The following is an 11,416-nucleotide window of genomic DNA, read 5'->3' as shown; positions in this document are numbered from 1 at the left end:
GGCCCTGCCAACCGAAAGCTCCCGGGAACCGCCCTACGGCGGTTCCCGGGAGCCTTCGGGCTATTCCGGTCCGTAGGCCGCCCAGGGACCGAGCGTGAAGCCCTCGCCCTCCGCCCGGACTTCCAGGGCGCCCGGCCCACCGAAGTGCGCCGGGACCACCAGCTCCCGTTCCGCGGCGGCCCGCGCGAGGATCCGGCGGCGGCCGGCCGCCGCCTGCGCCGGGTCCAGGCAGAAGCAGCTGTTGCAGTCGGGGCGCAGGATCTGCACCGGGCTGTGCAGCAGGTCGCCGACGAAGACCGCCCGGTCGCCCCGGGAGTCGAGCCGCAGCACGGCCGAGCCAGGGGTGTGGCCGGGGACGGATTCCAGGGTGAGGTGCTCGTCGATGCGGTGGAAGCCGTCCCACAGCACGGCCTGCCCGGCCCGGTGCACGGGCGTGACACTGTCCTCGTAGACCAGCCGGTCGTTCTCGGACCGGCCGCCCCCGTACCCGCCGTCCGGACCGAAGTGGCGGTCGTCGGCCGCCGGTATGAGATATCGGGCGTTGCGGAACGTCGGCACCCATTCGCCGTCCGCACCGTGCGTGTTCCAGCCCACGTGGTCGGCGTGCAGATGGGTGTTGACCACAGTGTCCACTTCCTCCGGGCGGATGCCGGCCCGCGCCAGGCCGCCGAGGAAGTCGCCCTGCCAGTGGTGGAACTGCGGTGTGCCGGGCCGCTCGCGCCCGTTGCCCACCCCGGTGTCCACCAGGACCGTCCGTCCGCCGCTGCGCAGCACCCAGGTCTGGAGCGCCATGACCGCCAGGTCGCCCTCCGGATCCCAGTGGTCCGGCGCCAGCCGGTCCCGGTGGTCCCGCCAGACCTCGGCGCCGGATTCCGGGACCAGTGCCCGGGCGGGCCCGAACGCTCCCCGCCACTCGACGATCCGGATGACCTCGACATTCCCCAGCGTCATGCGCTGCACGTTCTGATGCGTCATGCTCCCGACGTTAGAAGCGACTGCCGAGACTCTCGATGCCTTGGCTGCTCGTTCGGATACGCCTGCGTCTCATCCCGGTGCCGAGCTCGCCCGGACGGCGTCGTAGCCTGACCCGGTGGACGTGGTCAGTGATGCGATCTCCGCCATGCGCGTCGGGCGGCCCTCCTCCGACCGGGTGCGGGTGGGCGGGAGCTGGTGCACCCGGCTCGACCCGTACGAGGGCGCGGGCTTCCACGTGGTCCTGGAAGGCGGCTGCCGGCTGCTGGCCGACGGCGGTTCACCCGTCGTGCTGGGCGCGGGGGATGCGGTACTGCTGCCGCACGGCACCGGGCACGTGATGGCGGACGACCGGGCCGACCCGGCGGCCCTGCGGCAGCCGGTGCCCTACAACCGGTGGTACGCGGCGTCGAGGCAGCAGCCGGACGACCGCGGAGCCGTCGGCGGGGTGGAGCTCCTGTGCGGCAAATACCGGACCGACCGCAGCCGGGTGCACCCGCTGATGGCAGAACTGCCGGCCGTCGTCCACCTGCCGAACCGGGCGGGCAGCCACCCCGAACTGCGCGCCGCCATCGACCTGCTGGGCCGGGAACTGCACGCCGGGCGGCCCGGGTCCGGCATCGCGGTCCCCAGCCTGCTCGACCTCCTGCTCGTCTACATGATCCGCGCCTGGACGGCGGACGCCCGGACGGGGGCCTGGCCGGCCGCGCTGGGCGACACGGTGGTGGCCGCCGCCCTGCGGGCGCTGCACGCGGACCCGGCCGCTCCTTGGACCAACGACCGCCTGGCCGCGCGGGCGGGCGTCTCCCGGCCCACCCTGGCCCGCAGGTTCACCGCCCTGGTCGGCCGGCCTCCCATGGCGTACCTCACCTGGTGGCGGCTGACCGTCACCGCCCGGCTGCTCCGCGACACCCGGGATCCGCTGGCCGCCATCGCCCGCCGGGTCGGCTACGGCACCCCGTACGCCCTGTCCCACGCCTTCAGCCGGGAGTTTGGCACCACCCCGGGGCGGTACCGGGCCGCGGCGGAAATACCGGCGGCGGTGCAGGCGCCGGGCGGGTGATGCTCCGGCCGGCGGCGGGAAAAGGGGCCGGCCCCTTCCCCCCGGGGGTTTAGGGGAAGAGGGCCGGGGCAAGGGGGGGCGGATCAGCCCTGGGTGGGGATGCGGGGTGCCGGCGGCGGGTCCTGGGGACGGCGGCTGTCGGACCAGGCCGCCCACAGGGCGGCGTACCGCCCGCCGGCGGCGACCAGTTCGGCATGCGAGCCGGTCTCCACGATCCGGCCCTGGTCCAGGACCACCACCCGGTCCGCCGTTGCGGCCTGCGGCAGCCGGTGGGCCACCATCAGCCCGGTGCGGCCCTCCAGGGCCTGCACGGCGGCCGACTCCAGCGTGCGGGCGCCGGCGCTGCCCGCGTCGGCCGTGGCCTCGTCGAGGATCGCCACCGGCGGGTCCGCGAGGACCAGCCGGGCCAGGGCCAGGTGCTGGGCCTGGGTGACCGTCAGCTGGTGCCCGCCCTCGCCGACCACCGTGGCGAGTCCCTCGGGCAGGGCCGCCACCCACTCCAGCGCGCCGACCCCGGCCAGCGCCGCGTGCAGCTCCTCGTCGGTGGCCTCGGGCCGGGCCAGCCGCAGGTCCTCGGCCAGCGGCCCGGCGAACACGTGGACCTCCTGGCTGATCAGGGTGACGGCCTTGCGGAGCCCGGCCGGGCCGAGGTCCCGGGAGTCCACCCCGCCGAGGGCGATCGTGCCCTGCGAGGGCTCGTGCACGCCCGCGATCAGCTTGGCCAGGGTGGTCTTCCCGGCGCCGCTCGCGCCGACCAGCGCCACCCGCTCCCCGGGCCGGACCGTGAGGTCCACCTCCCGCAGCACCGGGTGCCCGTCCACGTACGCATGGTGGAGCGCGGAGACCTCCACCGAGCCGTCGGCCGGCTCGGCGGGCCGCTCCGGCTCGGCCTCGGCGGGCAGTTCGGAGACCCCGACCAGGCGGGTCAGGCTCGCCCCGGCGGACTGCACGTCGTCCAGCAGCACCAGGGCCGCGTTGATCGGGTTGAACAGGCTGTGGAAGTAGAGGGCCGCGGCGGTGGCGGTGCCGATGCTCACCGAGCCGTTGTCCACCAGGAAGAACCCGGTGACCAGGATCGAGCCCAGGCCGAGGAACTCGGCCAGGTTGAGCCGGGAGAAGAACCCGGTCACCAGGTGGATGCCGCGCAGCGAGAGGTCGACGGCCGACCGGGAGCGCTGCTCGATCAGGCCGGTGTGCTCGCGGTCGAGCCGGAAGGCGCGTACGGTCCGGGCGCCGCCGACGCTGTCCAGCAGCTGGTGCTGGAGCGCGCCGGTGGCAACCCGGTGCGCGGCATAGACGGGGACGGCCCCGCGCAGGTACCAGCGCACGGCGAGGATCTGCACCGGCACGGCAGGCAGTACGGCGAGCAGGAACCGCCAGTCCAGGACGGCGAGTCCGGCCAGGGTCAGGGTGATGGTGAGCACCGACCGGCTGAACTCGGGCAGGGCCTGCCGCACCGACCGGGCGATCAGGGTGACGTCGCCGGTGACCCGGGAGACCAGGTCGCCGGAGCCGGCCCGCTCGATCCGTTCGAGCGGCAGCCGCAGGGCCCGCTCGACGAACTGCTCGCGCAGGGCTGCGAGCACGGTCTCGCCGAGCCGCGCCACCAGGGCGCTGCCGGCCGCGGTGGCGGCACCGCGGCCGAGGGCGACCACGACCAGCAGGACCAGCGGAACGGTCAGTGCGTCCGGGCCCTTCTGCTCCACGACCAGGTCCACGATGCGGCCGAGGAGGGGGGCGGTCAGCAGGCCGATGCCGGTGCCGAGCAGCAGGACCGCCAACGCGGTGCCGGCCAGCAGGCGGTGCCCGCGCAGCATGGCGCGGAGCGCGGCGACCGTCCGGGCGCCGGTGGCCACGGGCAGCAGGTCGCGGCCGGCCGCGGCTGCCGTGGGGGAGGGGCTCATGGTGTCGTCCGTCGTCTCGTCCGTGTCGTCTGTGGGCCGGCCCAGTTTGGTGTCGTGCGGGGCGGTCATGCCAGCACCGCCGTGCGGTAGCTCTCGTCGGCGGCGACGAGTTCGGCGTGCAGCCCGTCGGCGGCCACCGCGCCGCCGTCCAGCACCACCACCCGGTCGGTGACGGTCAGGAGGGCGGGGCTGGTGGTGACCAGGACGGTGGTGCGGCCCTTGCGGACTTCGCGGAGCCGGGCGGCGATCACCGATTCGGTGACCGCGTCCACCGCGGTGGTCGGGTCGTGCAGGACCAGGACGGGCGGGTCGGCGGCGAGCGCCCGGGCGAGGGCGACCCGCTGCCGCTGGCCGCCGGAGAGAGACCGGCCGCGTTCGGCGAGCAGGGTGTCCACCCCGTCGGGCAGGGTGCGGGCGACGTCGTCGGCGGCGGAGGCGCGCAGCGCGGCCTCGATACCGGGGGCGTCGGCGGCCGGCGAGTCCGCGCCGGTACCGGCGCCGGCCCGGACGTTGTCGAGCAGGGTGCTCTCGAACAGGGCGGCGTCGTGGTGCGCCACCCGGACCGCGGCGCGCACATCGGCCGGGTCCAGCCCGGTCAGTGACACCCCGTCGAGTTCGATGGTGCCCTCGGCCGGATCGGCCTCCCGGGCCAGGCACAGCAGCAGGTCGCGGGCCACGGCCGGATCCCGGGTGACCACGCCGAGGAACTCCCCGGGCCGGACGTCCAGGTCGACCCCGGTCAGCGCCCCGTACCCGACTCCGCGCAGCCGGAGCCCGCCGCCCACGGCCGCGGGCAGTGCCTGCTCGCCCGCGGTGACGGCCGGCGGCGCGTCGAGCACCTCGGCGATCCGGCGGGACGAGGCGCGGCCCTGCGCGAACTCGGCGTTGACCCAGGTGAGGGTCTGGAAGGGGCCGAGCAGGAACTGGGCCAGGCCCACGGCCGCCACCAGGTCGCCGACGCTGATGCTGCCGCGCATGGCCAGGTACGCCCCGGCAATGCCGATGCCGGCGATGAACAGGCCGGTCAGGGCGAGGACCGCGCCCTCGTGGCCGGCCCGGCTGTGGGCGGCGCGCAGCGCGGCGGCGAGGGAGTCCCGGCTGGTCCGCCGGTAGCGGGCGACGGCCGCCGACTCGGCGCCGATGCCCTTCAGTACGCGCAGTCCGGCGACCAGGTCGGCGGCGACACCGGAGGCGTGCGCGGCCTTGTCCTGCTCGACCTCGCTGCGCTGCTCCAGCGGCATGCTGATCCGGTGGCCCAGCCACAGCAGGGGCGGGATGCCGAGGAGGACGAGCAGACCGAGCGGCACCGAGATGCGGAGCAGCGCGATCGCGCTGATCACCAGGCCGGCGAGCGCGGCAACGCCGAACGGCAGCATGGTCGCCACCGTCCCCACCCGCCGGGCGTCGTCGGTGGCGATGTTGGTCAGCTCGCCGGGGAGCCGGCCCGCCTCGGCGCCGCCGCGGGGGTCCAGCACCCGGGCGCCGAGGTCCACCCGGAGCCGGTGGGCGGCTTCTTCGCCGGCGCGCTCCGCGATCCGGGCGGCGATGCGGTAGGAGGTGGACAGCACCAGGAACAGGACGGCGAGCACAACCAGCCAGCGGACCAGGGCCCCCGAGGAGCCGGTGGCCACTGCCCGGTCGATCACCACGCCGATGACGACGGGGACCATCGCCTCGCCGCCCTGGTGTGCCATGCCGAGAACCGAGGCCCAGGCGACGCGGCGTCGCTGGCCTCCGATCGCGCGCCGGAGGACATCGCCTCCGGTGGGACCCCCTGTGAGCATGCGTGTCCTCCGGAGATGGTCAGATAGTTAGGTAAGGCTACTCTAAGAAACTCTGAGGTACAGCGGCGTCTCATCGCACGTGTGACCGGTGCATTTGCCCAGCTCGGCACGGACGTTGACCCTGCGCCCTGCCTTCGGTTAGCCTCACCTAAGTTAATGGTCGCCGGGGGGAGTTTTCAGTTGTCGGTCGAGGCCAAGGCGGAGATCGGGACCGGAACCGACGACCCACCGGCGGCGACCGCGGCACCGCCGGGACCGCCCGCACGCCGGGCCGCCACGGCCGCGCTGCGCAGCCTGGGCATCCTGGCCGCACTCGGCGCCCTGCTCGTGATCGCGCTGCTGAGCATCTGGTGGGGCAGCCGGGACATTCCGTTCAGCTCGACCTGGGACGTCCTGTGGCACCCCGACGGGTCGCAGACCGCGGTCATCATCCACGAATACCGGATCCCGCGCACCCTGGTCGGCATTGTCGTGGGCATCGCGCTGGGCCTCTCCGGCGCCCTTATGCAGGCCCTGACCCGCAATCCGCTCGCCGACCCCGGCCTGCTCGGGGTCAGCCTCGGCGCCTCCACCGGCGTGGTGTTCGCCATCGGTTTCTTCGGTGTCGCCACCGCCCTCGGCTACCTCTGGTTCGCCTTCGCCGGCGCGGCCATCGCGACCGTCGTGGTCTACCTGCTCGGCTCCGCCGGGCGGAGCCTTGTCACCCCCGACCGCCTGGTGGTCGCCGGAGCCGCGGTGACCGCCGTGCTGTGGGCCTTCAACTCGGCCGTGCTCCTGCTGAAGCCGCGGGCCTTCGACCAGTTCCGCTTCTGGACGGCCGGCTCCCTGGCGGGCCGTCGGATGGATGTGTTCTGGGTCGTCCTGCCGTTCATCGTCGTCGGCCTGCTCCTCGCGCTGGCCCTCGCGCCCTCGCTCAACGCGCTCGCCCTGGGCGAGGAGATGGGCCGGGCCCTCGGCGTCAACGTCGGCCGCACCCGCGCGATCGGGGTGATCGCCGTGATGCTCCTCTGCGGCGCGGGCACCGCCGCCGCCGGACCCATTGCCTTCATCGGGCTCGTCGTCCCGCACATGGCCCGGTTCGTCGTCGGCCCCGACCAGCGCTGGCTGATGGCCTACTCCGCCCTGATCGCACCGATCCTGCTGCTCGGCTCCGACGTCCTGGGCCGTGTCATCGGCGCACCAGGCGAGCTCCAGGTCGGCATCGTCACCGCGTTCATCGGAGCGCCCGTGTTCCTCGCCCTGTGCCGCCGCCGAAAGCTGGTCATGCTGTGACCGGTCACGTTGTGAAGGACGCCAGCGTGAAGGACGCCGACGTGAAGGAACCCGCAGTGAAGGACTCCGCCGTGAACACCCCGCGCGGTCCCCGGGTGGTCACCGGCACCGTCCTGCGCACCCCCGGCGACCGCCACTCGCTGCGCCTGCACGGCCGCACCGTGGCCGTGACCCTCATCCTGGTCGTCGCCCTGGTCGTGGTCATGGGCATCACCCTGACCACCGGAGACTTCCAGCTGTCGGTCGGCGAGGTCCTCCAGGCCCTCACCGGCACCGGCTCCGGCGCCGCCGACTTCATCGTCAACACCCTGCGGATGCCCCGCCTGGTCACCGCCCTGTGCGTCGGCGCCGCCCTCGCGGTCAGCGGCGCGATCCTGCAGAGCCTCACCCGCAACGCGCTGGGCAGCCCCGACATCATCGGCTTCACCAACGGCTCCGCCACCGGAGCCCTGCTGGTCATCGTCGTCTTCAACGGCAGCATGACCCAGGTGGCGGTCGGCGCCCTGGCCGGCGGCCTCGCCACCGCCCTCGTCGTCTACCTGCTGGTGTTCGGCGGCGGATCGCCCGGCTTCCGGCTGGTCGTCATGGGCATCGGCGTCAGCTCCCTGCTGCTCGCCGTCAACACCTACCTGATGACCCGGGCCAACTGGCAGGAGGCCCTCGAAGCGCAGGCCTGGCTGTTCGGCACCCTCGGCAACCGCAACTGGGACCACGCCACCGCGATCGGCCTGGCCACCGCCGTCCTGCTGCCCCTCGCGTTCGGACTCGGCCGCCGCCTCACCATGGTCGAGATGGGCGACGACACCGCCACCGCGCTCGGTGTCAATGTCGGCGCCACCCGCATGGCCCTGCTCTTCGTCAGTGTCGCGCTGGCGGCCTTCGCCACGGCCGTGACCGGACCGATCATGTTCGTCGCGCTCGCCGCCCCCCAGCTGGCCCGTACGCTGATCCGCTCCTCCGGGCCGGGACTCGTCCCCGCCGCGCTGATGGGCGCCTTCCTGCTGGCCGTCAGCGACCTCCTGGTGCAACGGCTGTTCTCCCCCGCCCTGCTGCCGGTCGGCGCCGGCACCGGCACCATCGGCGGGCTGTACCTCATCTGGCTGCTGGTCACCGAATCCCGAAAGAGCCGCGCATGACAGCGACGACCTCCTCCACCACCCCTTCGGCGCGGCTGCGGGCCGAAGGACTGACCCTGTCCTACGACCAGCGCACCGTGGCGAGAGACCTCGGGGTCGTCATCCCCGACCACTCCTTCACGGTGATCATCGGCCCGAACGCCTGCGGCAAGTCCACCCTGCTCAAGGCCCTCGCCCGGATGCTGAAGCCGAAGGCCGGCGAGGTCTACCTGGACGGCGCGGCCATCTCCTCGTACCGCACCCGCGAGGTCGCCCGGCGGCTCGGCCTGCTCCCGCAGTCCTCCACCGCCCCCGGCGGCATCACCGTCGGCGACCTGGTGGCCCGAGGCCGCTACGCGCACCAGCGGATGCTGCGGCAGTGGTCCGCCGAGGACGAGAACGCCGTCACCGAGGCCATGCGGCAGACGGGTGTGCTCGACCTCGCCGACCGGCCGGTCGACGACCTCTCCGGCGGCCAGCGGCAGCGGGTCTGGCTGTCCATGGTGCTCGCCCAGCAGACCGACATCCTGCTGCTCGACGAGCCCACCACCTACCTCGACATCGCCCACCAGATCGAGGTGCTGAACCTCTGCGCCGACCTGCACGAGCGCAAGGGCCAGACCATCGTGGCCGTCCTGCACGACCTCAACCAGGCCTGCCGCTACGCCAGCCACCTCGTGGTGCTCAAGCCCGGCGGTGTCGTCGCCGCCGAGGGCCACCCCTCCGAGGTGATGACCGCGGAACTCGTCGAGGACGTCTTCGGCCTGCCCTGCCGGATCATCGACGACCCGGAGACCGGCACCCCGCTGATGATCCCCACCGCCCGTACCCGCCTCGCCGCGGCCGAAGCCGACGCCGTCGGCGCGGCCCAGACCTCCTGAGGACGGACTGCCCATGCTCGACACGCGGCTGACGAACGCCCACATCCTCACCATGGACCCGGCCCACCCCGTCGCCCACGACCTGGGCATCTGGCAGGGCCGGATCGTGGGTCTCGACGAAGCGGTGACCGCACTGCCCGCCCGCGAGGTCATCGACCTCCAGGGGGCCACCGTGCTGCCCGGGTTCATCGACAGCCATGTGCACCTGTCCTGGGCCGGGCTGAAGGCGAGCACCCCCACGGTGGCGCCCTGCACCCGGGTGGAGGACGTGCTGGCCGTGGTGGCCGAGGCCGTCGCCCGGAAGCCGCACGGCGCCTGGGTGGACATTGCCGGCTACGACCAGCGGGCCCTGGGCCGCCACCTCACCGCCGCCGAACTGGACAAGGTCAGCGACGGCCGCAAGGTGTTCATGGTCCACGACTCCGGGCACGCCTGCGTGGTCAACACCGCCGTCCTGGACCTGCTCCCCGCCGAGGCGGCCGAAGGGCAGGGCTTCCTCGCCGAGAGCGCCATGACCGCCGCCCGACGGCTCCGCCTGCCCTACTCCCAGGAAGAACTCGCCGACGCCATCGAGCGGGTCGGCCGCGAGTGCCTTTCCGAAGGCATCACCGCCGCTGCCGAAGCCGGCATCGGCGGCGGCCTGCTCGGCCACAGCCCCGTCGAGCTCGGCGCCTACCAGCTCCTGCGCGACCGGGGCCGACTGCCCCTGCGCGTTCAGCTGATGGCCGCCTCGGACACCCTGAAGCCCGTCGCCGCCCACACCGCCGACGGCATTCCCCGCTCCCTCGACCTCGGCCTGCGCACCGGCTTCGGCGACGACTGGCTCTCCATCGGCGCGCTCAAGGTCTACACCGACGGCGGCATGATGGCCCGTACCGCCGCCCTCACCAGCCCGTACCACGGGATGGAACACACCGGTGAATTCCAGGACGAACCGGAACGCATCGCCGAGACCATCGTCGCCGGCCACCTGGCCGGCTGGCAGCTGGCCGTCCACGCCATCGGCGACCGCGCCGTCGACCTCGCCCTGGACTCCCTGGAACGCGCCCAGCGCACCCGGCCGCGGCCCGGCGCCCGGCACCGGGTCGAACACGCCGGCCTGGTCCGCCCCGACCAGCTCGCCCGCTTCGCCGCCCTCGGCGTCAGCGCGGTGATCCAGCCCAACTTCCTGTGGTCCTTCGGCGACGACTACGCCGCCGTCATGGGCCCGGACCGGGAGCACTGGATGTACCGGGGCCGCGGCTTCCTGGACCACGGAGTCACCCTGGTGGGCAGCTCCGACCGCCCCGTCACCGACGGATCGCCGCTGCGCGCCATCCAGTTCATGGTGGAACGGGCCTCCGCCTCCGGCCGGCCCATCGGCCCGGACGAGGGCATCGACGTCGACGCGGCCCTGCGCGCGTACACCGTGGACGGCGCCTGGGCCTGCCACTGGGAGGACAGCGCGGGCAGCCTCACCGCAGGCAAGCGCGCCGATCTGGTGGTGCTGGGCGACGACCCGCGCCGCGTCGAGACCTCCCGGATCGGGGACATCGGCGTATTGAAGACCTTCGTGAACGGCAAAGAGACTTGGAGTTCGGCAGCATGAGCGCGACCATGGAACAGAAGGAAGCCGTCGGGCGGCACGCCCACCTGTGGCAGCCCTCCGTGTCCGAGTTCCGCTGGGTCGTCTGGAATGCGGCCGAGGGCACGATGGTCTTCGACACCGAACTCAACTGCCCCGTGTACATCGACGACGAACCGACCCTGCGCCAGGTCCTGGGCCGGATGCGGGAAGCGGGGGTCCCGGAGGGCAAGGACTACCCGGGCCGGCCCTGTTCGTAGCCGGCACCCGTTCAGTCCGGTACAGGAAGGAAATTCGTTGATCACGGCCACTCGGCGTCGCCTCGGCATGCCACTGCTCCCCGCGCCCCGGCCGGCCGAGCTGCCCGTACGGCCCGCGCGTCCCGGAGACGCCGCCGCCCTGGCGGCTCTGTCCCGGCCGTTCGCCCGCATGGGTGCGCTCCGCGAACGGCCCGAGGCCGTCTACGCCGCCCACGCCACCGACTTCATGGTCTGGGAGGCCCCGGACGGCACCCTCGACGGCTGCCTGGGCCTCCAGGTGTACGGCGCGGACCCGGCCGCCGAGGGCCCGCTGCCCGCGGGCGTCCTCTACAACTTCTGCGTCACCCGCCGCATGCAGGGCCAGGGCGTCGGCGCCCTGCTGCTACGCGCCGCGCTGACCCGGGCCAACGCCCTGGCCCTGACGGGGCTGTTCACCGCGACCACCGGCAGCGGCGCCCTCTTCCTCCGGTACGGCTTCACCCCCGCCGACGCGGCCCTCGCTCCGGCGGCCTGGGCCGGCACCCTGGACCCCCGGCGCAACGCCAAGGTCCTCGCGCGCCGGCTCCGCGCCTGACCCCGTACGGCAGGCACGCACACCAAA

At 73.7% G+C, this 11,416-nt stretch carries 10 protein-coding genes; 7 read left to right on the top strand and 3 right to left on the bottom strand.

Annotated features, from left to right (window positions below; all coding sequences use genetic code 11):
• Positions 1 to 60 precede the first annotated feature (60 nt).
• Positions 61 to 975 carry an MBL fold metallo-hydrolase gene (locus tag ABT123_RS02535; RefSeq protein ID WP_351308623.1) on the bottom strand — a complete coding sequence of 305 codons (915 nt, stop codon included), beginning with the start codon at positions 973 to 975 and terminating at the stop codon, positions 61 to 63.
• Between the two features lie 115 nt (positions 976 to 1,090).
• On the opposite strand from ABT123_RS02535, the gene ABT123_RS02530 reads away from it, so the two are divergent.
• Positions 1,091 to 2,035, top strand: coding sequence for an AraC family transcriptional regulator (locus tag ABT123_RS02530; RefSeq protein ID WP_351308620.1), 945 nt, complete (start codon positions 1,091 to 1,093; stop codon positions 2,033 to 2,035).
• 83 nt (positions 2,036 to 2,118) lie between these two features.
• Here the strand turns inward: ABT123_RS02530 and ABT123_RS02525 are convergent, their stop codons facing one another.
• The gene (locus ABT123_RS02525; RefSeq protein ID WP_502970836.1) at positions 2,119 to 4,008 is read right to left on the bottom strand and encodes an ABC transporter ATP-binding protein; all 1,890 of its coding nucleotides are present in this window, start codon (positions 4,006 to 4,008) and stop codon (positions 2,119 to 2,121) included.
• A complete protein-coding gene (locus ABT123_RS02520) occupies positions 4,005 to 5,723 on the bottom strand; it encodes an ABC transporter ATP-binding protein (protein WP_351308617.1) in 1,719 nt (572 codons plus the stop codon). The genes ABT123_RS02525 and ABT123_RS02520 overlap by 4 nt, the downstream gene beginning before the upstream one ends.
• A 180-nt stretch (positions 5,724 to 5,903) precedes the next feature.
• Between ABT123_RS02520 and ABT123_RS02515 the strand changes: the two genes are divergently transcribed.
• The 6 genes from ABT123_RS02515 to ABT123_RS02490 all read left to right on the top strand — a co-directional run bounded on the left by ABT123_RS02515 (position 5,904) and on the right by ABT123_RS02490 (position 11,389).
• Positions 5,904 to 6,995: a FecCD family ABC transporter permease gene (locus ABT123_RS02515; RefSeq protein ID WP_351308614.1), complete on the top strand. Its 1,092-nt coding sequence runs from the start codon at positions 5,904 to 5,906 to the stop codon at positions 6,993 to 6,995.
• A 167-nt stretch (positions 6,996 to 7,162) separates the two neighbouring features.
• Positions 7,163 to 8,131 carry a FecCD family ABC transporter permease gene (locus tag ABT123_RS02510; RefSeq protein WP_502970845.1) on the top strand — a complete coding sequence of 323 codons (969 nt, stop codon included), beginning with the start codon at positions 7,163 to 7,165 and terminating at the stop codon, positions 8,129 to 8,131.
• Positions 8,128 to 8,991, top strand: coding sequence for an ABC transporter ATP-binding protein (locus ABT123_RS02505; RefSeq protein ID WP_351308609.1), 864 nt, complete (start codon positions 8,128 to 8,130; stop codon positions 8,989 to 8,991). Before ABT123_RS02510 ends, ABT123_RS02505 begins: the two co-directional genes overlap by 4 nt.
• A gap of 13 nt (positions 8,992 to 9,004) precedes the next feature.
• Entirely contained in the window at positions 9,005 to 10,579 is a 1,575-nt protein-coding gene (locus ABT123_RS02500; protein WP_351308608.1) for an amidohydrolase, read from the top strand.
• Positions 10,576 to 10,815, top strand: a complete 240-nt coding sequence (locus ABT123_RS02495; RefSeq protein WP_351308606.1) for a hypothetical protein — start codon at positions 10,576 to 10,578, stop codon at positions 10,813 to 10,815. Before ABT123_RS02500 ends, ABT123_RS02495 begins: the two co-directional genes overlap by 4 nt.
• Positions 10,816 to 10,882: 67 nt before the next feature.
• Positions 10,883 to 11,389: a GNAT family N-acetyltransferase gene (locus tag ABT123_RS02490; RefSeq protein ID WP_351309016.1), complete on the top strand. Its 507-nt coding sequence runs from the start codon at positions 10,883 to 10,885 to the stop codon at positions 11,387 to 11,389.
• Positions 11,390 to 11,416: the final 27 nt, after the last annotated feature.

This window comes from Streptomyces sp. NPDC002054, assembly GCF_040296685.1.
Classification (GTDB): Bacteria; Actinomycetota; Actinomycetes; order Streptomycetales; family Streptomycetaceae; genus Streptomyces.
The sequence above is the reverse complement of the archived record's forward strand: the minus strand, read 5'-3'. Positions and strand labels throughout refer to the sequence as shown.